The sequence below is a fragment of the Hoylesella timonensis S9-PR14 genome, assembly GCF_000762405.1.
GTDB classification, from domain to species: Bacteria; Bacteroidota; Bacteroidia; order Bacteroidales; family Bacteroidaceae; genus Prevotella; species Prevotella timonensis_A.
The window spans coordinates 1-22,855 of sequence record NZ_JRPQ01000020.1; the positions used below are offsets into that span (position 1 = coordinate 1).

Below are 22,855 nucleotides of genomic sequence, written 5' to 3' on the forward strand. Positions count from 1 at the left end.
TTGTATTTATAGGAGCTTCAAGAAATTGTTAAAAGATTATCGTGGACAGTAGTGATGTAAAAGGTTAGTGATATGTTGCATGGCAGGAAAATAAAAGCTGAATTTTCTTTACAAAGTGTCTCTCAAAATTCGCGTGTAGACAACCAATAACAAAGTTGGTCGCAAATACGCTAAAAATGAACAATGTTTTTAACTCATTGTTGCTGAGTTTGTTACGTATTTTCCTTTTCTTTTTATTCCAAATTTTACACTCTCTTGGCGGCAAAAGCATTGAGATAGCGGCACAATTTGCATACTTTAAGCCTGTTGTTGTATGTAGATAACAGCTCTAAATGGTGTTTCTAAGGGCGTTAAATCAATGTTTCAACTTGAAAAGGCCTTGATTTTGGTAAAATCAGCTCATTTTTGGTGAGTGTTTGCCTATTGATTTTTTCTATTTCAGAGATTTTTAATGGTCGATTTTCGGTAAAATAGTAGGACAAAATTGCTATTTTGAGGAGGGGCGCTATTACTATTCTGGAAGCTAACGAATTGAAACAGTCAGATGAATGTGATTCGTTTCTTTGAGTCAGAATCGTAGTTGATGCAAAAGCATAATGAGAGTGCTTTTGCAATATGCAACCTTAATTACAAATAAAAAAAACTATGTTGTGCTGATATAAAAAACTCGTGTTGTTAGGGAATTTGAAAAAATATGTCTAAATTTGAATGCTCATTATCTTAACGATTAAATAAATAAAAAATGGAAGAGAATAATCAATCACAAGGTTTGCAGCTTGAGTTATCCCCAGATGTTGCGGAAGGTAAATATGCCAATTTGGTTTTAATATCACATTCAAACACAGAATTTGTTTTAGACTTTACCAGTATGTTGCCTGGTTTGCCGAAACCACAGGTTGTTAGTAGGGTGGTGATGGCTCCCGAGCATGCTAAACGTCTTCTATTGGCTTTACAAGAAAATATGTACAAATACGAGCAACAGTTTGGTAAAGTATTACTGCCCGAAGCTGCAGGTAAAACCATAGCTCCTTTCGATAAGCATAAGGGAGAGGCGTAGTCCATTGAGCTTTGAGGACTTACCAAGAAGATGCACTTTGATGGACATCCTTATTTCATACATTGCATTGTTGTGGTAAGCGTCAATAAACGCCTAATTTAGTAAGCCAAAAGTTATTTTTAGTTAAAAATAGAGAACTCACAAAAAACAGAAACATACTTAGTAGGTGGTATTCATATTTTTTTTGTACCTTTGCAGCCCGAAAAGGCTTATTTTGTCTTGTTGTAAAAGATGGAATGTCTGAATCGCACTGTTTTGATAATATACAAATAAATATATAAATAAAAAAGTAAAATTATGCCTACTATTTCACAGTTAGTAAGAAAAGGCAGACGGGTGATTGAAAGCTCAAGCAAGTCGCCAGCGTTGGACAGCTGTCCTCAGCGTCGTGGTGTCTGTGTTCGTGTTTATACAACCACACCAAAGAAGCCTAATTCAGCAATGCGTAAAGTTGCTCGTGTACGTTTGACCAATCAAAAGGAAGTGAACTCTTATATTCCTGGAGAGGGACACAATTTGCAAGAGCACAGTATTGTGTTGGTTCGTGGAGGTCGTGTTAAGGACCTTCCAGGTGTTCGTTATCATATTGTACGTGGTACATTGGATACGGCAGGTGTAGCAAATCGTACACAGCGCCGTTCTAAGTACGGTGCAAAACGTCCTAAGGCTGCAAAGAAGTAAACATGACAGCAGCGGGTTTCTAAATCACCGAGTTCTGCAGTTGGTAAGAATGTAGCAGATACATAACTTCAGAACGTGAAGTGCAAAAAGCTTCGAGAACTCGATGATTTAGAAATTTTACTTCAAAGAAATATTCATCGTTTTGCTGGAGAATTATTATCAAGGTTGAGTAAATGCTCAGGAGTGAGTGTTGAAGAACAGTAAATAACAGCCTCCGCAGACATAAATTAATAAAAAAATGAGAAAAGCAAAACCAAAGAAGCGTGTGATCTTGCCAGATCCAGTTTTTAATGACCAAAAGGTTTCAAAATTCGTTAACCATTTAATGTATGATGGGAAGAAGAGCATTTCTTATGCTATTTTTTATCAAGCTCTCGAAACGGTAAAGGAAAAGATGGCGAATGAGGAGAAGTCTCCCCTTGAAATTTGGAAACAAGCTCTTGATAATGTGACACCACAAGTAGAAGTAAAGAGTCGCCGTATTGGTGGTGCTACTTTCCAGGTGCCAACAGAAGTACGCCCAGAGCGCAAACAAAGTATTTCAATGAAAAACTTGATTCAGTTTGCACGTAAGCGCAGCGGCAAGAGTATGGCTGAGAAACTCGCAGCAGAGATAATGGATGCATATAATAATCAGGGTGGTGCTTATAAGCGTAAAGAAGATATGCACCGTATGGCAGAGGCAAACCGCGCATTCGCTCACTTCAGATTCTAACATAATAAATAAGGTAAAAGACAATGGCAAATCGCGATTTACATTTGACTCGTAACATCGGAATTATGGCGCACATCGATGCTGGTAAAACAACCACTTCTGAGCGTATCTTGTTCTATACAGGAAAAACTCATAAGATTGGTGAAGTGCATGATGGTGCTGCTACAATGGACTGGATGGCTCAGGAACAAGAGCGTGGTATTACTATTACCTCGGCTGCAACAACATGTAATTGGAATTACCTCGGTAAAAATTTTAAGATTAACTTGATTGATACTCCGGGACACGTTGACTTTACAGCAGAGGTTGAGCGATCACTGCGTGTATTGGATGGTGCGGTAGCAACCTATTCCGCTGCAGATGGAGTACAGCCACAGTCAGAAACTGTATGGCGTCAAGCTGATAAATATAACGTTCCACGTATTGGTTATGTAAACAAGATGGATAGATCTGGTGCAAATTTCTTTGAAACAGTGCAGCAGATGAAAGATATTTTGGGTGCTAATCCATGTCCTATCCAAATTCCTATTGGTGCAGAAGAAAACTTCAAAGGTGTAGTTGACCTTATCAAAATGAAGGCGATGTACTGGCATGACGAAACAATGGGTGCCGAGTACGATATTACTGAAATTCCCGCAGAATTAGTGGATGAGGCTAATGAATGGAGAGATAAGTTGTTAGATTCGGCTTCAAACTTTGATGACGACCTGATGGAGAAATACTTGGAAGGTGAAGATGTTACAGAAGAGCAACTGATCAAAGCTATCCGCAAGGGAACTTGTGCCATGGAGCTTACTCCAATGATTTTGGGTTCTTCTTATAAGAACAAGGGTGTTCAGCCGTTGTTGGACTACATTTGTGCTTTCTTGCCTTCTCCATTGGATACAGAAGCTATTGTAGGTACGAACCCTGATACAGATGAAGAGGAAGATCGTTTACCTTCTGACGATGCTCCTACTGCTGCGTTGGCATTTAAGATTGCTACCGACCCATTCATGGGACGTTTGGTATTCTTCCGTGTTTATTCAGGAAAGATTGAAGCAGGTTCATATGTGTACAACCCTCGCTCGGGAAAGAAAGAACGCATCAGTCGTTTGTTCCAAATGGATTCACACAAGGAAATTCCTATGGATACTATCGATGCTGGTGACATTGGCGCTGGTGTAGGATTTAAGGATATTCGTACAGGTGATACTCTTTGTGATGAAGCTCATCCAATTGTATTGGAGTCTATGACATTCCCAGACACGGTGATCTCTATTGCAGTTGAACCTAAGAGTCAGGCTGATATTGCCAAGTTGGACAACGGCTTGGTTAAGTTAGCAGAAGAAGACCCAACCTTTACTGTTCGTACAGATGAGCAGAGTGGTCAGACGATTATCTCTGGTATGGGTGAGTTGCACTTGGATATCATTATTGACCGTTTGAAGCGTGAATTCAAGGTAGAATGCAACCAAGGTAAGCCACAGGTGAACTATAAGGAAGCTATTACCAAAGACGTTACACTGCGTGAAGTTTATAAGAAGCAGAGTGGTGGTCGTGGTAAGTTTGCTGACATTATTGTTACAGTAGGTCCTAAGGACGAAGATTACACAGAGGGCGACTTGCAGTTTATCAACGAGGTTAAAGGCGGAAACGTGCCAAAGGAATTTATTCCTTCAGTACAAAAAGGTTTCCAAGACTGTTTGAAGAGTGGTGTTCTCGGTGGTTTCCCTGTAACTGGCTTGAAGGTGACTTTAACGGATGGCTCGTTCCACCCTGTGGATTCTGACCAGTTGTCTTTCGAACTTGCTGCACACAACGCATTTAAGAACGCATGCCCTAAGGCAGCCCCTGTGCTGATGGAGCCTATCATGAAAGTAGAAGTAGTTACTCCTGAGGAAAACATGGGTGATGTGATTGGTGACTTGAATAAGCGTCGTGGTTTGGTTCAAGGTATGGACGAAGCACGCAGTGGCGCACGTATTGTGAAGGCCATGGTGCCATTGGCAGAGATGTTTGGTTACGTAACTGCATTACGTACCATTACTTCTGGTCGTGCAACCAGTTCTATGGAATATGATCACCATGCACCTGTTTCAACTTCTATTGCTAAAGAAGTTTTGGAAGAGGTAAAGGGTAATGCGAATCTATTATAATTAAAGCTAATGAGGATGGAGTGCACGTTTTAGCGTATGACTCTTAAAACGTGCCTTCGTTCTTCAATAAATTCATTCAATTATAACAAACATGAGTCAAAAAATTAGAATTAAGCTGAAGTCTTACGACCACCAGTTGGTTGACAAATCAGCAGAGAAAATTGTGAAAGCAGTAAAGGCAACAGGTGCTATTGTTAGCGGTCCTATTCCATTGCCCACACACAAAAGAATTTACACAGTAAATCGAAGCACTTTCGTAAACAAAAAAGCTCGTGAGCAGTTTCAGTTGTCGAATTACAAACGTTTGATAGACATCTATAGTTCAACAGCAAAAACAGTTGATGCACTGATGAAACTTGACTTGCCCAGCGGTGTTGAGGTTGAAATTAAAGTATAATTAATGAGCTTTCTGAGTGAAGATGTGATAGAGTTTGAACGTTGATTGTAAATACGTTGAGATGAAATGTGAGGAAATTGATTGAATAATATTAAAACTCCTCCACTCATTGACTCTAAAACTCGTAAACTCGTAAACTCGTAAACTTGTAAACTCGTAAACTCGTAAACTAACAAACTAATTATTAATATTTATTGAAATGCCAGGATTAATAGGAAGAAAAATCGGAATGACATCCGTTTTCAGTGCCGACGGTAAAAATATACCGTGCACTGTTATCGAAGCTGGTCCTTGTGTTGTAACCCAGTTAAAGACTGTAGAGAAAGATGGTTACAAGGCTGTTCAATTAGGTTTCGGTGAGGCAAAAGAGAAGAGAACTTCTAAGCCTCTGATGGGAACCTTCAAGAAAGCCGGCACAACACCAAAAAAGCACTTGGCCGAGTTCAAATTTGAAGAGGAGTATAACCTCGGTGATACTATTACAGTTGACCTGTTCAGCAATGCTGACTTTGTTGATGTAGTAGGAGTCTCTAAGGGTAAAGGCTTCCAAGGCGTAGTTAAACGCCATGGATTCGGTGGTGTAGGACAGTCCACACACGGACAGGACGACCGCGCTCGTAAGCCGGGATCTATTGGTGCATGTTCATACCCTGCGAAAGTATTCAAGGGAATGCGCATGGGTGGCCAGATGGGTGGTGACAGAGTAACTACCCAGAACCTGAGAGTATTAAAAGTAATCCCAGAACAGAACTTACTGATTGTGAAAGGTTCTTTCGCTGGATTCAATGGTTCAACTGTTTTAATTGAGAAATAATGGAAGTTAGCGTATTAAACATAAATGGTCAAGAGACCGGAAGAAAGGTTACGTTGAACGAATCAATCTTCGGAATAGAACCTAACGATCATGTGCTATATCTTGATGTAAAGCAGTATCTTGCCAACCAACGTCAAGGAACAGCCAAGACCAAAGAGAGAAGTGAATTGAGTGGCTCTACACGTAAATTAGGACGACAAAAAGGTGGCGGTGGTGCTCGTCGTGGTGATATTAATTCGCCAGTACTTGTTGGTGGCGCACGCGTTTTTGGTCCTAAACCACGTGACTACGGTTTCAAACTGAATAAAAAAGTAAAACAGCTTGCTCGTAAATCTGCGCTTTCTTATAAGGCACAAGAAAATTCGATTTTAGTTGTTGAAGACTTCAATTTAGATGCGCCAAAGACTAAAGATTTTGTAAATATTGCTAAAAATCTTAAAGTTGATGGTAGAAAGACACTTTTGGTTTTGCCAGAAGTAAATAAAAATGTATATTTGTCAGCTCGTAATTTGCAGCAGGCTGAAGTGATGACAGCGTCTACACTCAATACTTACAAAGTTTTGAATGCAGATGTTTTGATTGTGACAGAAAACTCGCTGAAGGCGATCGATGAAATCTTAATAAAATAAAGGAGACAATAGAATATGGCATTTATCATTAAACCTTTGGTCACTGAGAAGATGACTAAGATTACAGACAAGTCTTCTATTGAAAAAACTTACCGTGTAAAGGGCGAAGACCGTAAGAAAGTAGCGGAAATCAAATATGGATTTATTGTTCGTCCCGATGCAAGTAAGCTCCAAATTAAGAAAGAGATTGAAGGCCTGTACAATGTTACAGTAATAGATGTGAACACAGCTCGTTATGCGGGTAAGCGCTCAAGCCGCTATACTCGTGCTGGTCTGGTAAAAGGACAGAAGCCTGCGTTCAAAAAGGCTATCGTCACTTTGAAAGAGGGCGATACGATAGATTTTTACAGCAATATTTAAATAAAAAATGGCAGTACGTAAATTAAAACCGGTAACTCCGGGACAAAGACACAAGATTATTGGCACGTTCGAGGATATTACTGCATCCGTGCCAGAGAAGTCTCTCGTTTTCGGTAAGCGTTCTTCAGGTGGTAGAAATAACACTGGTAAGATGACCGTTCGCTATATTGGTGGCGGTCACAGAAGAAAATATCGCCTTATTGACTTCAAGCGTGAGAAAGATGGTGTTCCAGCTGTAGTGAAGACAATCGAATACGATCCGAACCGTTCGGCTCGTATCGCATTGTTGTATTATGCTGATGGTGAAAAACGTTACATTATTGCTCCTAATGGACTGCAAGTGGGTGCAACATTAATGTCGGGTGCAGATGCTGCTCCCGAAGTTGGAAATGCACTTCCACTGGCAAAGATTCCTGTTGGTACGGTAATTCATAACATTGAATTGCGTCCTGGACAGGGTGCTTTGTTGGTTCGTTCGGCTGGTAATTTTGCTCAGTTGACTTCTCGTGAGGGCAGTTATTGTGTGATTAAGCTCCCTTCTGGCGAAACACGTCAGATATTGAGTACTTGTAAAGCAACGGTAGGTAGTGTTGGTAACTCCGACCATGCATTGGAACAATCAGGAAAGGCTGGTCGTTCACGCTGGTTGGGTCGTCGTCCACATAACCGTGGTGTTGTTATGAACCCTGTGGATCACCCAATGGGTGGTGGCGAAGGTCGCCAAAGCGGTGGTCACCCACGTTCACGTAAGGGCTTGTATGCAAAGGGTCTGAAGACTCGTGCACCAAAGAAGCACTCTAACAAGTACATCATTGAAAGAGCAAGTAAATAACAAGTAAACAAAGAGTAAATTATGAGTCGTTCACTTAAGAAAGGTCCTTATATCAACGTTGCTTTAGAAAAGAAAATTCTCGCTATGAACGAGAGTGGCAAGAAGAGCGTTGTAAAGACATGGGCCAGAGCATCAATGATATCCCCAGAATTCGTGGGACACACTGTTGCAGTTCATAACGGAAATAAATTTATCCCTGTTTACGTTACAGAGAACATGGTGGGACATAAGTTCGGTGAGTTTTCTCCGACCCGACGTTTCGGTGGCCATGCTGGTAACAGAAAGTAAAAGGGACAAACCATTTAAAAAGTTAAATTAATAATGGGAGCAAGAAAGCATATAGCGGCTGAAAAGTTAAAAGAAGCCCGCAAAAATCTATACTTCGCAAAGCTTAAAGGCGTTCCTTCTTCCCCTCGAAAAATGCGCTATGTGGTAGACATGATTCGTGGTTTGGAAGTAAATCGTGCCCTTGGAGTATTGCGATTCTCCAAAAAGCAAGCAGCGCAGGATGTTGAAAAATTACTCCGTTCAGCTGTTGCTAACTGGGAGGCAAAGAATGATCGTAAAGGTGAAGATGGCGAGTTGTATATCAGCCGTGTCTTCGTTGATGAAGGCGTTACGATGAAGCGTATGAGACCGGCACCACAGGGTCGTGGATACAGAATACGTAAGCGTAGTAACCATGTTACATTGTTTGTTGATGCCAAAACTAATGACGAAAAATAATTAATAGAATGGGACAGAAAGTTAATCCAATAAGCAATCGACTTGGAATTATCCGTGGTTGGGATTCAAATTGGTTCGGTGGTAAGGACTTCGGTGACAACCTCGTTGAGGATAGAAAGATTCGTAAGTATCTGAATGAGCGTTTGGCTAAAGCAAGCCTTTCGCGCATCATCATCGAACGTACCTTGAAGCTCGTTACCATTACTATTTGTACAGCAAGACCTGGTATCGTCATTGGTAAAGGAGGTCAAGATGTAGATAAGTTGAAAGAAGAGTTGAAAAACCTCTTTCATAAAGACATTCAAATCAATATATTTGAAGTTAAGAAACCTGAGCTTGATGCAATCATCGTTGGTAATAACATCGCTCGCCAAGTAGAGGGTAAGATAGCTTACCGTCGTGCTATTAAGATGGCCATTCAGAATACGATGCGTGCTGGAGCAGAGGGTATCAAGATTCAGATTACTGGTCGTTTAAATGGTGCCGAAATGGCTCGCAAGGAGATGTATAAAGAAGGACGTACTCCTTTGCATACATTCCGTGCCGACATTGATTACTGTCAGACAGAAGCACTTACTAAAGTAGGTCTGCTTGGAATCAAAGTTTGGATTTGCCGTGGCGAAATTTATGGTAAACAAGAACTTACCCCGAATTTCTCACAAGAAAAAGCAAATAATTCTCGTTCAAACTCTGGTAGAAACGGTCGTGGTAATCGTAGAAGAAACAATAACCGTTAAAAGTAGAAGCTATCATGTTACAGCCAAAAAGAGTAAAATATAGAAGACCTCAAGATGGGCGTGGAAATAAAGGAAACGCTCATAGAGGTACACAATTGGTTTTCGGTTCGTTTGGTATCAAGACGCTTGAACCCAAATGGATTGATAGCCGACAGATTGAAGCTGCACGTGTTGCTGTGAATCGATACATGCAACGTGAAGGTCAAGTCTGGATTAGAATTTTCCCAGATAAGCCAATTACTCGCAAGCCTGCCGATGTCCGCATGGGTAAAGGTAAAGGCGATCCTATGGGTTGGGTTGCGCCGGTTACACCCGGTCGTATCCTTTTCGAGGTTGAAGGAGTGAGTTTAGATGTTGCAAAAGAGGCTTTGCGCCTTGCTGCACAGAAACTACCTGTGAAGACCAAGTTTGTTATTCGACGTGATTACGATAAAAACGCTTAAGCTATGAAGATGACAGAATTGAAAGCACTCGCAGACAAAGATTTGCGCGAGAAGTTGGAGAATGCAGTAGAAGCATATAACCAACTTAAATTAAACCATTCAGTGTCTCCATTGGAGAACCCTTCGCAGATTAAGATTGCTCGTCGTGATATCGCTCGTTTGAAAACAGAACTTCATCAGCGAGAACTTAATAAATAACAATGGTTCAGATGGAAACAAGAAATTTAAGAAAAGTAAGACAGGGTGTCGTTTTGAGTAACAACATGGATAAGACCATTGTTATTGCTTCTAAATTTAAAGAGAAACACCCAATATATGGTAAGTTTGTTCAAAAGACAAAAAAATACCATGTACATGATGAGAAGAATGAGGCTAATGTAGGTGATACAGTACTCATTATGGAGACTCGTCCTTTGTCTCGTACAAAGCGATGGAGATTAGTACAAATTGTAGAAAAAGCTAAGTAATTATGATACAGGCAGAATCAAAACTTACAGTATGTGATAACAGCGGCGCACGTGAAGCTCTTTGCATCCGTGTCCTTGGAGGTACCGGTCGCCGTTATGCAAGTGTGGGAGACGTTATTGTCGTTTCAGTCAAAAACGTTATTCCATCAAGTGATTTGAAAAAAGGTGCAGTATCTAAGGCTTTAGTCGTTCGTACCAAGAAAGAGATTCGTCGTGCAGATGGGTCATACATTCGTTTCGATGACAATGCATGTGTATTGCTGAACAATGCGGGTGAAATAAGAGGTAGCCGTATCTTCGGCCCTGTTGCTCGTGAGCTTCGTTCGGTGAACATGAAAGTCGTTTCTTTGGCACCAGAGGTACTTTAATATTTTAAATGATTAATCAATGAGTAAGTTACATATTAAGAAAAACGATACCGTTATTGTTCTTACCGGACAGGATAAGGGCAAAACAGGTAAGGTGCTCAAAGTATTGGTCGCTGACGAACGTGCTATAGTTGAAGGTGTCAATATCGTTACAAAGAGTGCCAAGCCTTCTGCGAAGAACCCTCAAGGGGGCATCGTTAAGCAAGAGGCTCCTATACATATCTCTAATTTGAGCTTAATAGACCCAAAGAGTGGCAAGGCTACTCGAGTTTCCGTTAGACGTGATGGAAAGAACGTGGTACGTATTGCTAAAAAGTCAGGGGAGGAAATCAAATAATGGATACAGCACAGTTTAAAAAAGCATATAAGGAGAAGATTGCTCCTGCATTAAAAGAACAGTTCAACTATTCTTCATCCATGGAAATCCCTGTTCTCAAGAAGATTGTCATCAATCAAGGATTAGGAGATGCTACAGAGGATAAGAAGATTATAGACGTAGCTGTGAATGAGATATCAACAATCACTGGTCAGAAGGCCGTTGCTACTTATTCTAAGAAAGACGTTGCAAACTTCAAACTTCGTAAAAAGATGCCTATTGGAGTCATGGTAACACTTCGTAGAGAGCGTATGTACGAATTTTTGGAGAAATTAGTACGTGTTGCTTTGCCTCGTATCCGAGATTTCAAAGGTATTGCGAGCAAGTTCGATGGTCGTGGCAACTACACCTTAGGTATTGAAGAGCAAATTATCTTCCCAGAAATAAACATCGATTCTATTGATCGTATTCAGGGAATGAATATCACTTTCGTTACGTCTGCCAAGACAGATGAAGAAGGTTACGCATTGCTCAAAGGCTTCGGACTACCTTTTAAGAACGCTAAAAACGATTAATAGATATGGCAAAAGAATCAATGAAAGCTCGTGAAGTAAAGCGTGCCAAGTTAGTAGCTCGCTATGCTGAAAAGCGTGCCGCACTGAAGGATATCATTGCGAAGACAGATGATCCAGCTGAAGCTTACGAGGCTGCACGTAAATTGCAGTCTATTCCTAAGAACGCTAACCCTATTCGTTTGCACAATCGTTGCAAGGTTACGGGTCGTCCAAAAGGATATATGCGTCAGTTCGGACTCTCACGTATTCAGTTTAGAGAGATGGCTTCGGAAGGCTTGATTCCAGGAGTGAAAAAAGCAAGTTGGTAATTGTCTTACGTGATGAGTTACACTTACACAATACAAAAAAGAAGCTAATTTAATATTGTCGGGGTAGTCCCGATTAATTAAACATTTATAAAATGACAGATCCAATAGCAGATTATCTGACAAGACTCAGGAATGCAATTATGGCTCATCACCGTGTGGTGAACATACCTGCGTCTAATTTGAAAAAAGAGATCACTAAGATCCTTTTTGAGAAGGGATACATTTTGAACTATAAGTTCATTGAAGATGGTCCCCAAGGTACAATTAAAGTGGCTTTGAAGTACGATCCTACGACAAAGCAAAGCGCTATCAAGCATTTGAGGCGAGTATCTACACCAGGTTTGCGTCAGTACACCGGGTATAAGGACATGCCGAGAGTAATTAACGGACTAGGTATTGCAATATTATCTACGTCACAAGGTGTAATGACAGATAAAGAGGCTACTGCCCAGAAAATTGGCGGTGAGGTTCTTTGTTTCGTATATTAATTGGAGGTTCGAATATGTCAAGAATAGGAAAATTGCCAATTAGCATTCCATCAGGAGTGACTGTTAATTTTGAAGAGAAAACAAATATCATTAAGGTGAAAGGCCCTAAAGGTGAGCTCACCCAAAAGATTGATCCTTCTATTAAGGTGTTACAAGATAATGATACTTTGTCTTTTGAAGTAGATGAGAAGAGTCCTGTAGATTACAAGCAAAAGCAGGCTTACCATGGTTTATACCGTTCTTTAGTGAATAATATGGTAGTGGGCGTGAGCGAAGGCTATACCAAAACATTGGAGCTGATTGGTGTCGGTTTTCGTGTTTCTAATCAAGGGAATCTTGTAGAGTTCTCTTTGGGTTATACCCACCCAATCTTTATTCAGCTTCCTAAGGAAGTGAAGGTTGAGACTAAATCAGAAAGAAACCAAAACCCACTTATTACGTTGGAGTCTTGCGACAAGCAATTGTTGGGACTCATTTGTGCAAAAATTCGTTCTTTCCGTATGCCTGAGCCTTATAAAGGAAAAGGAATTCTCTTCCAAGGCGAGGTTATCCGCAGAAAGTCTGGTAAGACAGCTGCAGCTAAGTAATTTTAATGGTTTACGATTATGACAACAAAGAAAGTAGAAAGACGAATAAAAATCAAGTTCCGTATTCGCAAGAATGTAAACGGAACAGCTGAGCGTCCACGCTTAAGTGTATTTCGCTCTAATAAGCAAATCTACGCTCAGGTAATTAATGATATAACTGGTACAACTATTGCTTCTGCATCTTCGCTTGGACTTGAGAAGTTACCCAAGTCAGAACAAGCTCAGAAAGTAGGAGAGCTGATTGCAGAAAATGCAAAGTCAGCTGGTGTAACGACTGTAGTTTTCGACCGTAATGGTTATCTTTACCATGGTCGTGTAAAAGAATTGGCTGACGCTGCTCGCAAGGGTGGTCTTAATTTTTAAACGATTATGGCAATGAATAAAGTAAAAATAAATAGCGACGTAGAATTAAAAGATCGTTTGGTAGCTATCAACCGTGTTACGAAGGTAACCAAGGGAGGACGCACCTTCACTTTTGCTGCTATTGTCGTAGTTGGTGATGGCAACGGTGTGATAGGTTATGGCCTTGGTAAAGCTGGAGAAGTTACAGCTGCCATTGCTAAAGGTACTGAAGCTGCAAAGAAAAACTTGGTGAAAGTTCCAGTTTTGAAAGGTACTATTCCTCACGAGATTGAAGCTCGTTATAGTGGTGCTCAGGTGTTCTTAAGACCTGCTGCTGCTGGTACGGGTTTGGTTGCCGGAGGTGCAATGCGTGCCGTATTGGACAGTGCTGGTATAACAGATGTATTAGCTAAGTCGAAAGGTTCTTCTAATCCCCACAACTTAGTAAAAGCAACCATCTTGGCATTAAGCCAAATTCGTGATGCTTATACCATTGCTGGCATTCGTGGTGTCGATATGAATAAGGTATTTAACGGATAAAGGAGAAATAAAATGGCAACAATTAAAGTAAAGCAAATTAAGAGTAAGATTGGTGCACCTATAGATCAGAAACGAACACTTTCTTGTTTAGGATTGCGCAAGATTTCTCAAATTGTTGAAGTTGATGACACTCCAAGTATTCGTGGTATGATTCGTAAAGTGCATCATCTTGTTACAGTAGTTGAATAGTATAACTTTTAAGAAGCAAAAAGATGAAATTAAATAGTTTGAAACCAGCAGAAGGTTCTACGCATTCACGTCGTCGTATTGGTCGCGGTCCAGGCTCTGGCTTAGGTGGTACCTCTACACGTGGACACAAGGGTGCAAAATCTCGCTCTGGTTATAAGAAGAAAGTCGGTTTTGAAGGAGGTCAAATGCCACTCCAGCGCCGCGTTCCGAAAGGAGGCTTTAAGAATATCAATCGAAAGGAATATTTTGCAGTAAACCTTGGTACATTACAAGCCCTTGCAGAAGATAAAAACCTGACAAAGATTGGTATTGCAGAACTCGTTGCAGCAGGTCTGACAAACGGTAAGAAACTGGTGAAGATTTTGGGTACTGGCGAGTTAAAAGCTAAAATTGATGTAGAAGCTAACGCATTCTCTAAGACTGCTGAAGAAGCTATCAAGGCAGTAGGTGGTAACACAACTATAATCTAAGTAATGAAAAAGTTTATTGAGACACTAAAGAACTGTTGGAAGATTGAGGATTTGCGTCAGCGTCTCCTTATTACACTTCTGTTTACGGCCATTTATCGTTTTGGCTCGTTCGTAGTACTTCCGGGTATTAATCCTGCTTCCTTAGGACAACTCCAAAAGCAGACAGAAGGCGGCTTGATGTCGCTCCTTGACATGTTCTCTGGTGGTGCATTTTCTAACGCGTCAATCTTCGCATTAGGAATCATGCCATACATCTCAGCTTCTATCGTTATGCAACTTCTTGCTGTCGCTGTTCCTTATTTTCAAAAGATGCAGCGAGAAGGAGAGAGTGGTCGTAAAAAAATAAGTATGTACACTCGTTATTTGACAGTATTTATCTTACTGTTGCAGGCACCGAGTTATCTTATGAATCTGAAGTACATGGCATCACAGGCCTTGTCAACAGGCATCTCATGGACTGTGTTCATGATTCCGGCTACCATTATCCTTGCAGCAGGAAGTATGTTCATCCTTTGGTTAGGAGAACGCATAACTGATAAGGGAATAGGAAATGGTGTTTCATTGATTATTATGATTGGTATTATCGCTCGTCTCCCTCAAGCGTTTGCGCAGGAATTGGGTTCTCGCTTGCAGGCAATTAGCGGTGGTGGACTGGTCATGTTTATCGTTGAAATATTAATTCTCTTTGCGGTTGTATGTGCAGCAATCTTATTGGTACAGGGAACTCGTAAGGTTCCAGTACAATATGCTAAACGGCTTGTCGGCAACAAACAATATGGAGGTGCGCGTCAGTACATTCCATTGAAGTTGTTTGCAGCAAACGTAATGCCTATCATTTTTGCACAGGCATTGATGTTTATACCGTTGCAAATTGTCCAGTATCAATCTGATAATGCATCTCCCATCTTGCGTTCTCTGATGGACACTCATAGTTTGTTGTATAACACAATCTATGTAATACTGATTATAGCATTTACTTACTTCTATACAGCTATTACACTGAATCCGACACAGATGGCTGAGGATATGAAACGTAACAATGGGTTTATTCCTGGGATTCGTCCAGGGAAGGAAACAGCAGACTATATTGATGGAATCATGTCTCGTCTTACTCTTCCTGGCTCGTTGTTCATTGCATTCATCGCTGTCATGCCAGCTTTGGCTCATCTCCTAAATGTTCAACAAGGATTTGCACAGTTCTTCGGAGGTACATCCTTGCTCATTTTAGTTGGTGTTGTGATTGATACTTTGCAACAGATTGAGAGCCACTTGCTCATGCGCCATTATGATGGATTACTGAACTCTGGTCATACTCGGGGCGGTAATGTGTCTGCCTACTAATCATCAACACTGAAAGAACTCTTATCTCTGATTGATGTTTTATGGCAAAGTGTTCTCAAGGGGATGGGCTAGGTTGAAATGTACTTGTCTATTTGGTTCAGATCAAGTGAGTCAAAGATAGTTTGTGCATAAGGATAAAATATCATGCTCGTCTATAGTAGTAGAAGGTTGGCAATGAAACATTCAATTAAGATTTGGAATTAACTTTTAGAAAGAAAATAATTATTATGGCAAAACAATCCGCTATTGAGCAAGACGGAACAATTGTTGAAAGTCTATCAAATGCAATGTTCCGTGTAGAACTTGAAAACGGTGTAGAGATAATTGCGCACATCTCAGGAAAGATGAGAATGCACTATATCAAGATTCTCCCTGGCGATAAAGTAAAGGTCGAAATGAGTCCTTATGACTTGACAAAGGGTAGAATCGTTTTCAGATACAAATAATCAAGTAAAGATATGAAGACAAGAGCATCATTAAAGAAACGCACACCCGACTGTAAGATAGTACGTCGTAAAGGTCGCTTGTTCGTTATCAACAAAAAGAACCCTAAGTTTAAATTACGTCAGGGCTAAATCAAGAAATGGTGGATTTCTTGTTCGATGTGAATTGAACAACTACCGCCCAATTTAAAACAATTATTTAATTAATTATCAACAAATGGCAATAAGAATTGTTGGAGTAGATTTGCCCCAAAATAAGCGTGGCGAAATCGCATTGACCTATATCTATGGTATTGGTCGAAGTAGTTCAGCAAAGATATTGGATAAGGCAGGCGTCGACCGTGATTTGAAGGTTAGCGAGTGGACTGACGACCAAGCTGCAAGTATCCGTGAAATTATCGGCGCTGAATTCAAAGTAGAAGGTGATCTCCGTTCAGAGGTCCAAATGAATATCAAGCGACTGATGGATATTGGTTGCTATCGTGGAGTTAGACATCGTAATGGTCTTCCTGTTCGCGGTCAGAGCACTAAGAATAATGCTCGTACACGTAAGGGTAAGAAGAAGACTGTTGCTAATAAGAAGAAGGCTACTAAGTAACATTTAGTTGTTAGTTGAACGTCGGAATCTTCAAGGTTCTGATCTTTAAAACTTCTAACTTTTAAACTAAAAGAAATTATGGCAAAGAAAACAACAGCTTCTAAGAAAAGAAATGTGCGAGTTGATGCTATTGGTCAATTACATATCCATAGCTCATTCAATAATATTATCGTTTCTCTTGCAAACAGCGAGGGACAAATTATCTCATGGTCTTCTGCAGGTAAGATGGGCTTTAGAGGTTCTAAGAAGAACACTCCTTATGCAGCTCAAATGGCAGGTGAAGATTGTGCAAAAATTGCTTATGATTTAGGATTGCGTAAGGTAAAGGCTTATGTAAAGGGTCCAGGCAATGGTCGTGAATCTGCTATCCGTGCCGTACATGGTGCAGGAATTGAGGTAACCGAAATTATTGATGTAACTCCATTACCACACAATGGTTGTCGTCCACCTAAGAGACGTAAAGTATAAATTTATTCACTGGAGAATTGATGTGATGATTAATTCTCCAGTATATTCATTATTTTATTATATATTATGGCAAGATACATAGGTCCGAAATCTAAGATTGCACGCCGATTTGGTGAACCCATTTTTGGCGCTGACAAAGTTTTGTCCAAGAGAAACTTCCCTCCTGGACAGCATGGCAACAACCGTCGCAGAAAAATGTCTGAGTACGGAGCCATGTTGGCAGAGAAGCAAAAGGCAAAGTACACTTATGGTGTACTCGAACGCCAGTTCCGTAATATGTTTGAGAAGGCAGCTAAAGCTGATGGCATTACCGGTGAGGTACTGCTGCAGAACTTAGAGAGTCGTCTTGACAATATCGTTTTCCGCTTGGGAATCGCACCGACTCGTGCAGCTGCCCGTCAGATGGTAGGTCATAAGCACATTGTGGTAGATGGAAAGGTTGTCAATATTCCTTCTTATGCAGTTAAACCTGGTCAGATTGTAGGTGTTCGCGAGAAAGCAAAGTCTCTCGAAGTTATTGAGGAATCTTTGGCAGGTTTTAACCACAGTAAATATCCTTGGATAGAATGGGATGAGAGCTCAAAGAGCGGTAAGTTTTTACATCAGCCCGAGCGAGCTGACATTCCAGAGAACATTAAGGAGCAGTTAATCGTTGAGTTGTACTCTAAATAAATCATTAAATTAATGGCGATATTAGCATTTCAAAAACCTGAAAAAGTAGTAATGCTGGAGGCTGATGATAAGTTCGGTAAGTTCGAATTCCGACCTTTAGAGCCTGGCTTTGGTATTACCATTGGTAATTCATTGCGCCGCATTCTCCTTTCATCACTCGAAGGTTATGCTATCAACACTATGCGAATTGCAGGGGTTGAGCATGAATTTTCTTCAGTACCTGGTGTAAAGGAAGATGTAACCAACATTATCTTGAATCTCAAGCAAGTGCGATTCAAGCAAGTAGTAGAAGAATTCGAGAATGAGAAAGTTAGTATCACCGTAGAGAATTCTACAGAATTCAAAGCTGGTGATATTGGTAAGTATCTGACTGGATTTGAAGTGTTAAACCCTGATTTGGTGATTTGTCATTTAGATGCCAAAGCTTCAATGCAAATTGATTTGACCATTAATCAAGGACGTGGATACGTTCCTGCTGATGAGAATCGTCAATTCTGCACAGATGTTAATGTACTCCCAATCGATTCGATCTACACCCCAATCCGTAATGTTAAATACACAGTTGAACCGTATCGTGTAGAACAAAAAACCGACTACGACAAACTGGTGATTGAAGTCACTACGGATGGTTCCATATCACCTAAGGATGCGCTGAAAGAGGCTGCAAAAATTCTCATCTATCACTTCATGTTGTTCTCTGATGAAAAGATTACACTTGAGAATCCCGATCAGGATACCAACCAAGAGTTTGATGAGGAAGTGTTGCACATGCGTCAATTGCTGAAGACTAAATTAGTAGACATGAACTTAAGTGTTCGTGCACTCAACTGTCTGAAGGCAGCCGATGTTGAGACACTTGGTGACTTAGTGCAATATAACAAGACAGACCTCTTGAAGTTCCGCAACTTTGGTAAGAAATCGCTTTCAGAGCTTGATGATTTGCTCGAGAGTCTGAATCTATCATTTGGAACCGATATTTCAAAGTACAAACTGGATAAGGAATAAGGAAAGTTTTTAGTTGATAAGTTTTTAAGTTTAGTATTCTTTCTTCCTAATGGATAAGTTAAGATTATCATTCTAAAAACTTGCAATGCTGAAAAAACAAGAGATTCCAACTCCACAAATGAACAAAACAAAAAATGAGACACAATAAAAAATTCAACCACTTAGGTCGTACTGCATCTCACCGCAACGCTATGCTTGCAAACATGGCTTGCTCGCTGATTATGCACAAAAGAATCACTACGACCCTCGCCAAAGCCAAAGCTTTGAAGAAATATGTAGAGCCACTGATTACACGCTCTAAGGACGATACCACTAATTCGCGCCGTGTTGTATTCCGTTATTTGCAAGATAAAGTTGCAGTTTCGGAACTTTACAAAACCGTTGCTCCTAAAGTAGGTGACCGTCCAGGTGGTTATACTCGTGTTATAAAATTAGGTACTCGTCAAGGCGATGCTGCTCAAATAGCATTTATTGAGTTAGTAGACTTTGATGAAAATATGGCAAAAACAGAAAAGACCGCTAAGAAAACTCGTCGTAGTCGTCGTTCTACTGGTAAGAAAGATGAAACTGCAAAGGTTGAAAATTCTGTTGAAACAGCTGACGCTACTGAAGCAGTATCTGCTGAAGAAGCACCAAAAGAAGTTTCAGAAGAAAAAGCACAAGACGAAAAAGCAGCTGAGTAAGTTTTCCATATCTCTTTCAATATTAACGCTCTCATCCAATTTGGTTGAGAGCGTTTTTATTATTCTCTCGTCTGAAATTGCAACGTATAGAAAGTATATTTCAGCTTCGACTCCTTTAATAATGAAAATTCTTATTTGCGTGTCATTATTTTGTAGTATATTTGTCATGTAAAACCTTTGTTTTCATAAAAATGTCTAATCGCAAGCACTCTTTTAGTCGAACGTCTCATCATACAGAAAATGATTATTCTTTCGATGTTATATTTAAACTTTACTATCCAAAAGTCAAGAACTTTGTGTATGGGTTTGTTGGCGTGGAGAGTGAAGCTGAAGATATTGCGCAGGATATTTTTCTTAAATTATGGATGAAACGAAACAGCATCCAAATCATGACAAATTTTGAAGCCTATCTTTATACTATGGCACGTAACTGCACCCTTAATGCCTTAAAATCCTCCAGTATACGACATAAGCTTCAATCACTAACCGATGCAGATGTTGTAGCCGATACTGGTGTAGAAGACATTATCTACAGTGAAGAATTACACGAACTTATCAATCGTGTGACAAGCCAAATGCCTGACCAGCGACGCAGAATCTTTACAATGAGTAGGTTGGACGGTATGAGTAATGAAGAAATTGGGCACAGGTTGAATATCAGTAAGCGAACTGTAGAAACGCACATCTCCCAAGCACTTGCGCAGATTAGGCGACTGCTCGTATGTTTTATCCTCTTTCACTATCTCTAAATTTGTCCATTACGACCGTGAATAAATAGCTCGGAATGCTGATTTTTGGAAATTGACGAGCTACAGCAATTGCATCGGACTGTCTATCAAATGTTGAAGTCAGTCTTGAATTACCATCGCCCTTTATGCCCCACTTATCTCCAGCGGGAACGTTATGTTGGTTTTTTCTCATTTATTACACCTCCTTTCTGCACTCAGTTTTGACAAACATGTCATAACACCTTATATTTACTGTGCAAATATTCAGACAAAGACAAATTTCTATATAATAGTGCTAATAACTGACAGGATAACGGAGTTTAGTGTAAATATTGTCATATTTACACATATTTAACGCATGTATCCGTCTGTATTCTCAAATAATTTGTTATTTTCGCATCGAAATTTCACGAAATATCAAACATCATTATGTTATTGTCAGCCAAATTTGAAAATATTTACTCGTTTAACGAGGAAACGCGTATCTTGTTCACAGCCAGCAAGAGCGACCAATTGCCGTTGCAAGTGTCACGGGCAGAAAAACGGGATGATATATCCGTGCTCCGTATGGGATTGATTTATGGTGCCAATGCTTCCGGAAAGTCAAACATTATAAAATGTTTGGCTATTATCAAGGAGTTTGCCTTGAGTGGTTGGAACACTCTCAAATATAATTATTTCAAGATGACGGATGAACCCAAAGAGCGTTCGAGTATCGAATTGGAGTTTAAGGTAAACAGCCAGTTCTTTGCTTACGGTGTGGCATTTTCGAAAGGCGGCTTGCTTGAAGAATGGCTATATAGGACTGGTAGTCGCAATGACGTCATGATCTTTGAGCGTAAACGCAATGGTGATAGTTGGGATAATACTATTGCACCTCAGTTCCTAAAAGATGAGAATGGGCAATTCTTGAAGTTCTTGATTGACGGCACACCTACCAAGGGTACTTTCTTAAGTGAGTATATCAAGCGTAACGGAAAGGGAATAGATGCGATTAAATCTGCTCGTAAATGGTTTGAGAATCTGAATATCATCTTTCCCAATACACATAGAACAGATTTCCCCTTCCGAGTTGTGAACGATACTCAGTTCAGAACTGTGATGCGCGAACTGCTAAATTATTTTGGAACAGGTATCTCAGACCTTCGTCGCGTAGAGTCTAAACCTGAAGAATTGGGCATTCCCGATGAAATCCGACAAAAGATAGAGGAAAGTCTTGAAGGTAAAGATTCCGAAACAGGTGTGGTGATTCATAATGAGAACCGCTTCATCTTTGCAGAGAAAGATAAGTCGAAGAATCTGAAGTGGCATGAACTGAAAACGATCCACAAAAAAGAAGGCAGTAACTCGGACTATATATTCGAAATGTTCGAAGAGTCTGATGGCACGTCACGCTTGTTCGATTTCATTCCAATGCTTATAGATATGCGTGCTAATGATGCAGTCTATGTGATTGATGAAGTTGACAGAAGTTTACACCCAATGTTGACATTGAAATTGTTGGAGATGTACAACAGTTTGCTTAGAAGCGATTCACAAATGCAGTTAATCTGCACTACCCATGAGTCCAATCTACTTTCTACTGCCCCTATCCGTCAAGATGAAGTCTGGTTTGTGGAAAAGGACAAAAAAGGAGCAAGCCATTTGTCTTCACTATGTGAGTACAAGCCAAGAGAAAATGTACAGAAAGGTTATCTGAATGGTCGCTATGGAGCAATTCCATTCTTTGGCGAACTGAATAATATACATTGGGACGATGCGAAGTAGAAATAGTTTGATGCGCGAACGTCGAGAGGCATTTCGTGACGCTCGCCTTATAGTTATAGCCTCCGAAGGCAAAGACACGGAGCGGATATATTTTAAGGCATTAGCCAAAGAATATACTAATCTGCGCGTGCACGTACATATATTAGAACGGAGTGAGAATGAACAGAACAACTCCAGCCCAGAACATGTATTAAAACAACTCAATGACTACAAAAGCAAATATGACTTAGAGGCGGATGACGAACTTTGGTTAGTAGTAGACAAAGATCGCTGGACAGAGGCTATGTTGTCTCATGTAGCCACGGAATGTTCGCAGGAAGTTGCCATGCACATGGCTTTAAGTAATCCTTGTTTCGAGCTATGGCTTTTATTGCATATGGAAGATGCAGCATCGCTGTCACCCGAAGAACAGGAGCAATGGATGAAGAATCGCAGAAAGTCTAAAAATGCTGACCCATACCTGAAGGTACGATTGCGTCAGAAGATGGGTTCTTACCATGAGTCATCCTACGATGCACTAACTCTGATAGCTCATATAGAAGATGCAATAGAGCGAGCAAGGGCATTAGATAAGAATCCTACTGACCGTTGGCCGCAAACTCTTGGTACGAGAGTGTATTTGCTGGCGAAAAGCGTGATAAACAGGAACTAATTTCTTACTTCAGTCTACAGTGAATGCCAATGATATGAGCTAGAAATGATTTGGAAGGCAGAAGGCATAACTGTGTCTATAAATCAATTGTAGAGAGATTATTGATAAATTCAACCGTTGTTTTTGTCCTGTAATTTTACCAAAAAACGACCATTGAAAATCTGTGAAATAGAAAAAATCAATAGGCAAACGATAGGCAAAAATGGGCTGATTTTAACAAAATAGACGGCTTTTTTAGTCAGAACATTGATTTAACGGTCTTGGAAACATGTATTAGAGGTGTTATTCACATGCTTCAAGAGCATTAAAGCATGCAAAT

Annotated in this window: 37 protein-coding genes; 36 read left to right on the forward strand and 1 reads right to left on the reverse strand. The window is 40.2% G+C overall.

The features are described 5' to 3' along the window. The first annotated feature begins 742 nt into the window (after positions 1-742). The 34 genes from HMPREF9304_RS00965 (at position 743) to HMPREF9304_RS01125 (ending at position 20,138) form a co-directional block, all read left to right on the forward strand. The gene (locus tag HMPREF9304_RS00965; RefSeq protein ID WP_008122411.1) at positions 743-1,057 is read left to right on the forward strand and encodes a DUF3467 domain-containing protein; all 315 of its coding nucleotides are present in this window, start codon (positions 743-745) and stop codon (positions 1,055-1,057) included. Between the two features lie 297 nt (positions 1,058-1,354). Beyond that, entirely contained in the window at positions 1,355-1,738 is a 384-nt protein-coding gene (gene rpsL, locus HMPREF9304_RS00970; protein WP_036925943.1) for a 30S ribosomal protein S12, read from the forward strand. 238 nt (positions 1,739-1,976) lie between these two features. Continuing rightward, positions 1,977-2,453, forward strand: coding sequence for a 30S ribosomal protein S7 (rpsG, locus tag HMPREF9304_RS00975; protein WP_008124685.1), 477 nt, complete (start codon positions 1,977-1,979; stop codon positions 2,451-2,453). A 23-nt stretch (positions 2,454-2,476) separates the two neighbouring features. After that, positions 2,477-4,591 carry an elongation factor G gene (gene fusA / locus HMPREF9304_RS00980; protein ID WP_036925946.1) on the forward strand — a complete coding sequence of 705 codons (2,115 nt, stop codon included), beginning with the start codon at positions 2,477-2,479 and terminating at the stop codon, positions 4,589-4,591. Positions 4,592-4,682: 91 nt separating this feature from the next. Further along, positions 4,683-4,988, forward strand: coding sequence for a 30S ribosomal protein S10 (gene rpsJ, locus HMPREF9304_RS00985; RefSeq protein ID WP_008124681.1), 306 nt, complete (start codon positions 4,683-4,685; stop codon positions 4,986-4,988). 199 nt (positions 4,989-5,187) lie between these two features. Then, on the forward strand, positions 5,188-5,802 hold the full coding sequence (gene rplC / locus HMPREF9304_RS00990) for a 50S ribosomal protein L3 (RefSeq protein WP_008124679.1): 615 nt from the start codon (positions 5,188-5,190) through the stop codon (positions 5,800-5,802). Next, positions 5,802-6,431 carry a 50S ribosomal protein L4 gene (rplD, locus tag HMPREF9304_RS00995; RefSeq protein WP_036925947.1) on the forward strand — a complete coding sequence of 210 codons (630 nt, stop codon included), beginning with the start codon at positions 5,802-5,804 and terminating at the stop codon, positions 6,429-6,431. Before rplC ends, rplD begins: the two co-directional genes overlap by 1 nt. Before the next feature lie 15 nt (positions 6,432-6,446). Further along, the gene (gene rplW, locus HMPREF9304_RS01000) at positions 6,447-6,791 is read left to right on the forward strand and encodes a 50S ribosomal protein L23 (RefSeq protein ID WP_036925948.1); all 345 of its coding nucleotides are present in this window, start codon (positions 6,447-6,449) and stop codon (positions 6,789-6,791) included. A 7-nt stretch (positions 6,792-6,798) separates the two neighbouring features. Next, entirely contained in the window at positions 6,799-7,623 is an 825-nt protein-coding gene (gene rplB / locus HMPREF9304_RS01005) for a 50S ribosomal protein L2 (RefSeq protein ID WP_008124674.1), read from the forward strand. 21 nt (positions 7,624-7,644) lie between these two features. Continuing rightward, the gene (gene rpsS / locus HMPREF9304_RS01010; RefSeq protein ID WP_025071464.1) at positions 7,645-7,911 is read left to right on the forward strand and encodes a 30S ribosomal protein S19; all 267 of its coding nucleotides are present in this window, start codon (positions 7,645-7,647) and stop codon (positions 7,909-7,911) included. 33 nt (positions 7,912-7,944) lie between these two features. Then, on the forward strand, positions 7,945-8,349 hold the full coding sequence (gene rplV, locus HMPREF9304_RS01015) for a 50S ribosomal protein L22 (protein ID WP_036925949.1): 405 nt from the start codon (positions 7,945-7,947) through the stop codon (positions 8,347-8,349). Positions 8,350-8,357: 8 nt separating this feature from the next. After that, a complete protein-coding gene (gene rpsC, locus HMPREF9304_RS01020; protein ID WP_008124667.1) occupies positions 8,358-9,086 on the forward strand; it encodes a 30S ribosomal protein S3 in 729 nt (242 codons plus the stop codon). A gap of 14 nt (positions 9,087-9,100) precedes the next feature. Next, the gene (rplP, locus tag HMPREF9304_RS01025) at positions 9,101-9,529 is read left to right on the forward strand and encodes a 50S ribosomal protein L16 (RefSeq protein WP_008124666.1); all 429 of its coding nucleotides are present in this window, start codon (positions 9,101-9,103) and stop codon (positions 9,527-9,529) included. A gap of 3 nt (positions 9,530-9,532) precedes the next feature. Further along, positions 9,533-9,727, forward strand: a complete 195-nt coding sequence (gene rpmC / locus HMPREF9304_RS01030) for a 50S ribosomal protein L29 (RefSeq protein ID WP_008124663.1) — start codon at positions 9,533-9,535, stop codon at positions 9,725-9,727. A gap of 2 nt (positions 9,728-9,729) precedes the next feature. Beyond that, entirely contained in the window at positions 9,730-9,996 is a 267-nt protein-coding gene (rpsQ, locus tag HMPREF9304_RS01035) for a 30S ribosomal protein S17 (RefSeq protein ID WP_025071466.1), read from the forward strand. A 2-nt stretch (positions 9,997-9,998) separates the two neighbouring features. Further along, on the forward strand, positions 9,999-10,364 hold the full coding sequence (gene rplN, locus HMPREF9304_RS01040; protein ID WP_008124658.1) for a 50S ribosomal protein L14: 366 nt from the start codon (positions 9,999-10,001) through the stop codon (positions 10,362-10,364). Positions 10,365-10,383: 19 nt separating this feature from the next. Further along, positions 10,384-10,701 carry a 50S ribosomal protein L24 gene (gene rplX / locus HMPREF9304_RS01045; protein WP_008124657.1) on the forward strand — a complete coding sequence of 106 codons (318 nt, stop codon included), beginning with the start codon at positions 10,384-10,386 and terminating at the stop codon, positions 10,699-10,701. Next, positions 10,701-11,255 (forward strand): 50S ribosomal protein L5, encoded by a 555-nt coding sequence (gene rplE / locus HMPREF9304_RS01050; RefSeq protein WP_008124655.1) that lies wholly within the window; start codon positions 10,701-10,703, stop codon positions 11,253-11,255. Before rplX ends, rplE begins: the two co-directional genes overlap by 1 nt. Positions 11,256-11,260: 5 nt before the next feature. After that, positions 11,261-11,563 carry a 30S ribosomal protein S14 gene (rpsN, locus tag HMPREF9304_RS01055; RefSeq protein WP_008124653.1) on the forward strand — a complete coding sequence of 101 codons (303 nt, stop codon included), beginning with the start codon at positions 11,261-11,263 and terminating at the stop codon, positions 11,561-11,563. Between the two features lie 92 nt (positions 11,564-11,655). Further along, positions 11,656-12,051 (forward strand): 30S ribosomal protein S8, encoded by a 396-nt coding sequence (gene rpsH, locus HMPREF9304_RS01060; protein WP_036925950.1) that lies wholly within the window; start codon positions 11,656-11,658, stop codon positions 12,049-12,051. A 14-nt stretch (positions 12,052-12,065) separates the two neighbouring features. Beyond that, positions 12,066-12,638 (forward strand): 50S ribosomal protein L6, encoded by a 573-nt coding sequence (rplF, locus tag HMPREF9304_RS01065; protein ID WP_036925951.1) that lies wholly within the window; start codon positions 12,066-12,068, stop codon positions 12,636-12,638. Positions 12,639-12,656: 18 nt separating this feature from the next. Then, on the forward strand, positions 12,657-13,001 hold the full coding sequence (gene rplR, locus HMPREF9304_RS01070) for a 50S ribosomal protein L18 (RefSeq protein WP_008124647.1): 345 nt from the start codon (positions 12,657-12,659) through the stop codon (positions 12,999-13,001). Positions 13,002-13,007: 6 nt separating this feature from the next. Further along, positions 13,008-13,520 (forward strand): 30S ribosomal protein S5, encoded by a 513-nt coding sequence (rpsE, locus tag HMPREF9304_RS01075; protein WP_025071469.1) that lies wholly within the window; start codon positions 13,008-13,010, stop codon positions 13,518-13,520. Between the two features lie 12 nt (positions 13,521-13,532). Further along, positions 13,533-13,709, forward strand: coding sequence for a 50S ribosomal protein L30 (gene rpmD, locus HMPREF9304_RS01080; protein ID WP_008124644.1), 177 nt, complete (start codon positions 13,533-13,535; stop codon positions 13,707-13,709). Between the two features lie 23 nt (positions 13,710-13,732). After that, positions 13,733-14,179 carry a 50S ribosomal protein L15 gene (gene rplO, locus HMPREF9304_RS01085; protein ID WP_008124642.1) on the forward strand — a complete coding sequence of 149 codons (447 nt, stop codon included), beginning with the start codon at positions 13,733-13,735 and terminating at the stop codon, positions 14,177-14,179. A gap of 3 nt (positions 14,180-14,182) precedes the next feature. Beyond that, positions 14,183-15,520 (forward strand): preprotein translocase subunit SecY, encoded by a 1,338-nt coding sequence (gene secY, locus HMPREF9304_RS01090; protein WP_036925954.1) that lies wholly within the window; start codon positions 14,183-14,185, stop codon positions 15,518-15,520. A gap of 227 nt (positions 15,521-15,747) precedes the next feature. Continuing rightward, positions 15,748-15,966, forward strand: coding sequence for a translation initiation factor IF-1 (gene infA, locus HMPREF9304_RS01095; protein ID WP_004350199.1), 219 nt, complete (start codon positions 15,748-15,750; stop codon positions 15,964-15,966). A gap of 12 nt (positions 15,967-15,978) precedes the next feature. Continuing rightward, positions 15,979-16,095, forward strand: a complete 117-nt coding sequence (gene ykgO, locus HMPREF9304_RS13895; RefSeq protein ID WP_004350205.1) for a type B 50S ribosomal protein L36 — start codon at positions 15,979-15,981, stop codon at positions 16,093-16,095. 85 nt (positions 16,096-16,180) lie between these two features. Further along, positions 16,181-16,561, forward strand: coding sequence for a 30S ribosomal protein S13 (gene rpsM, locus HMPREF9304_RS01100; protein ID WP_008124629.1), 381 nt, complete (start codon positions 16,181-16,183; stop codon positions 16,559-16,561). 78 nt (positions 16,562-16,639) lie between these two features. Continuing rightward, a complete protein-coding gene (gene rpsK / locus HMPREF9304_RS01105; RefSeq protein WP_008124626.1) occupies positions 16,640-17,029 on the forward strand; it encodes a 30S ribosomal protein S11 in 390 nt (129 codons plus the stop codon). A gap of 66 nt (positions 17,030-17,095) precedes the next feature. Continuing rightward, positions 17,096-17,701 carry a 30S ribosomal protein S4 gene (gene rpsD, locus HMPREF9304_RS01110; protein ID WP_025071471.1) on the forward strand — a complete coding sequence of 202 codons (606 nt, stop codon included), beginning with the start codon at positions 17,096-17,098 and terminating at the stop codon, positions 17,699-17,701. Between the two features lie 12 nt (positions 17,702-17,713). Beyond that, on the forward strand, positions 17,714-18,706 hold the full coding sequence (locus HMPREF9304_RS01115) for a DNA-directed RNA polymerase subunit alpha (RefSeq protein ID WP_008124623.1): 993 nt from the start codon (positions 17,714-17,716) through the stop codon (positions 18,704-18,706). Between the two features lie 134 nt (positions 18,707-18,840). After that, entirely contained in the window at positions 18,841-19,389 is a 549-nt protein-coding gene (gene rplQ / locus HMPREF9304_RS01120) for a 50S ribosomal protein L17 (protein ID WP_008124621.1), read from the forward strand. Between the two features lie 191 nt (positions 19,390-19,580). Continuing rightward, on the forward strand, positions 19,581-20,138 hold the full coding sequence (locus HMPREF9304_RS01125) for an RNA polymerase sigma-70 factor (RefSeq protein WP_100067049.1): 558 nt from the start codon (positions 19,581-19,583) through the stop codon (positions 20,136-20,138). Here the strand turns inward: HMPREF9304_RS01125 and HMPREF9304_RS13900 are convergent. Next, on the reverse strand, positions 20,116-20,310 hold the full coding sequence (locus HMPREF9304_RS13900) for a DUF2188 domain-containing protein (RefSeq protein ID WP_008124616.1): 195 nt from the start codon (positions 20,308-20,310) through the stop codon (positions 20,116-20,118). The two genes, HMPREF9304_RS01125 and HMPREF9304_RS13900, sit on opposite strands and share 23 nt — an antisense overlap. Positions 20,311-20,546: 236 nt before the next feature. Here HMPREF9304_RS13900 and HMPREF9304_RS01130 point away from each other — a divergent pair, with 236 nt between their 5' ends. Further along, entirely contained in the window at positions 20,547-21,884 is a 1,338-nt protein-coding gene (locus tag HMPREF9304_RS01130; protein ID WP_036925956.1) for an AAA family ATPase, read from the forward strand. Then, positions 21,874-22,536, forward strand: a complete 663-nt coding sequence (locus HMPREF9304_RS01135) for an RloB family protein (RefSeq protein WP_100067048.1) — start codon at positions 21,874-21,876, stop codon at positions 22,534-22,536. Before HMPREF9304_RS01130 ends, HMPREF9304_RS01135 begins: the two co-directional genes overlap by 11 nt. Positions 22,537-22,855: the final 319 nt, after the last annotated feature.

Excerpts from the sequence above, each read along its gene's own strand:
- HMPREF9304_RS00965 (WP_008122411.1), top strand. The coding sequence starts at position 743 with ATGGAAGAGAATAATCAATCACAAGGTTTGCAGCTTGAGTTATCCCCA.
- rpsL (WP_036925943.1), top strand. The coding sequence starts at position 1,355 with ATGCCTACTATTTCACAGTTAGTAAGAAAAGGCAGACGGGTGATTGAA.
- rpsG (WP_008124685.1), top strand. The coding sequence starts at position 1,977 with ATGAGAAAAGCAAAACCAAAGAAGCGTGTGATCTTGCCAGATCCAGTT.
- fusA (WP_036925946.1), top strand. The coding sequence starts at position 2,477 with ATGGCAAATCGCGATTTACATTTGACTCGTAACATCGGAATTATGGCG.
- rpsJ (WP_008124681.1), top strand. The coding sequence starts at position 4,683 with ATGAGTCAAAAAATTAGAATTAAGCTGAAGTCTTACGACCACCAGTTG.
- rplC (WP_008124679.1), top strand. The coding sequence starts at position 5,188 with ATGCCAGGATTAATAGGAAGAAAAATCGGAATGACATCCGTTTTCAGT.
- rplD (WP_036925947.1), top strand. The coding sequence starts at position 5,802 with ATGGAAGTTAGCGTATTAAACATAAATGGTCAAGAGACCGGAAGAAAG.
- rplW (WP_036925948.1), top strand. The coding sequence starts at position 6,447 with ATGGCATTTATCATTAAACCTTTGGTCACTGAGAAGATGACTAAGATT.
- rplB (WP_008124674.1), top strand. The coding sequence starts at position 6,799 with ATGGCAGTACGTAAATTAAAACCGGTAACTCCGGGACAAAGACACAAG.
- rpsS (WP_025071464.1), top strand. The coding sequence starts at position 7,645 with ATGAGTCGTTCACTTAAGAAAGGTCCTTATATCAACGTTGCTTTAGAA.
- rplV (WP_036925949.1), top strand. The coding sequence starts at position 7,945 with ATGGGAGCAAGAAAGCATATAGCGGCTGAAAAGTTAAAAGAAGCCCGC.
- rpsC (WP_008124667.1), top strand. The coding sequence starts at position 8,358 with ATGGGACAGAAAGTTAATCCAATAAGCAATCGACTTGGAATTATCCGT.
- rplP (WP_008124666.1), top strand. The coding sequence starts at position 9,101 with ATGTTACAGCCAAAAAGAGTAAAATATAGAAGACCTCAAGATGGGCGT.
- rpmC (WP_008124663.1), top strand. The coding sequence starts at position 9,533 with ATGAAGATGACAGAATTGAAAGCACTCGCAGACAAAGATTTGCGCGAG.
- rpsQ (WP_025071466.1), top strand. The coding sequence starts at position 9,730 with ATGGTTCAGATGGAAACAAGAAATTTAAGAAAAGTAAGACAGGGTGTC.
- rplN (WP_008124658.1), top strand. The coding sequence starts at position 9,999 with ATGATACAGGCAGAATCAAAACTTACAGTATGTGATAACAGCGGCGCA.
- rplX (WP_008124657.1), top strand. The coding sequence starts at position 10,384 with ATGAGTAAGTTACATATTAAGAAAAACGATACCGTTATTGTTCTTACC.
- rplE (WP_008124655.1), top strand. The coding sequence starts at position 10,701 with ATGGATACAGCACAGTTTAAAAAAGCATATAAGGAGAAGATTGCTCCT.
- rpsN (WP_008124653.1), top strand. The coding sequence starts at position 11,261 with ATGGCAAAAGAATCAATGAAAGCTCGTGAAGTAAAGCGTGCCAAGTTA.
- rpsH (WP_036925950.1), top strand. The coding sequence starts at position 11,656 with ATGACAGATCCAATAGCAGATTATCTGACAAGACTCAGGAATGCAATT.
- rplF (WP_036925951.1), top strand. The coding sequence starts at position 12,066 with ATGTCAAGAATAGGAAAATTGCCAATTAGCATTCCATCAGGAGTGACT.
- rplR (WP_008124647.1), top strand. The coding sequence starts at position 12,657 with ATGACAACAAAGAAAGTAGAAAGACGAATAAAAATCAAGTTCCGTATT.
- rpsE (WP_025071469.1), top strand. The coding sequence starts at position 13,008 with ATGGCAATGAATAAAGTAAAAATAAATAGCGACGTAGAATTAAAAGAT.
- rpmD (WP_008124644.1), top strand. The coding sequence starts at position 13,533 with ATGGCAACAATTAAAGTAAAGCAAATTAAGAGTAAGATTGGTGCACCT.
- rplO (WP_008124642.1), top strand. The coding sequence starts at position 13,733 with ATGAAATTAAATAGTTTGAAACCAGCAGAAGGTTCTACGCATTCACGT.
- secY (WP_036925954.1), top strand. The coding sequence starts at position 14,183 with ATGAAAAAGTTTATTGAGACACTAAAGAACTGTTGGAAGATTGAGGAT.
- infA (WP_004350199.1), top strand. The coding sequence starts at position 15,748 with ATGGCAAAACAATCCGCTATTGAGCAAGACGGAACAATTGTTGAAAGT.
- ykgO (WP_004350205.1), top strand. The coding sequence starts at position 15,979 with ATGAAGACAAGAGCATCATTAAAGAAACGCACACCCGACTGTAAGATA.
- rpsM (WP_008124629.1), top strand. The coding sequence starts at position 16,181 with ATGGCAATAAGAATTGTTGGAGTAGATTTGCCCCAAAATAAGCGTGGC.
- rpsK (WP_008124626.1), top strand. The coding sequence starts at position 16,640 with ATGGCAAAGAAAACAACAGCTTCTAAGAAAAGAAATGTGCGAGTTGAT.
- rpsD (WP_025071471.1), top strand. The coding sequence starts at position 17,096 with ATGGCAAGATACATAGGTCCGAAATCTAAGATTGCACGCCGATTTGGT.
- HMPREF9304_RS01115 (WP_008124623.1), top strand. The coding sequence starts at position 17,714 with ATGGCGATATTAGCATTTCAAAAACCTGAAAAAGTAGTAATGCTGGAG.
- rplQ (WP_008124621.1), top strand. The coding sequence starts at position 18,841 with ATGAGACACAATAAAAAATTCAACCACTTAGGTCGTACTGCATCTCAC.
- HMPREF9304_RS01125 (WP_100067049.1), top strand. The coding sequence starts at position 19,581 with ATGTCTAATCGCAAGCACTCTTTTAGTCGAACGTCTCATCATACAGAA.
- HMPREF9304_RS13900 (WP_008124616.1), bottom strand. The coding sequence starts at position 20,310 with ATGAGAAAAAACCAACATAACGTTCCCGCTGGAGATAAGTGGGGCATA.
- HMPREF9304_RS01130 (WP_036925956.1), top strand. The coding sequence starts at position 20,547 with ATGTTATTGTCAGCCAAATTTGAAAATATTTACTCGTTTAACGAGGAA.
- HMPREF9304_RS01135 (WP_100067048.1), top strand. The coding sequence starts at position 21,874 with ATGCGAAGTAGAAATAGTTTGATGCGCGAACGTCGAGAGGCATTTCGT.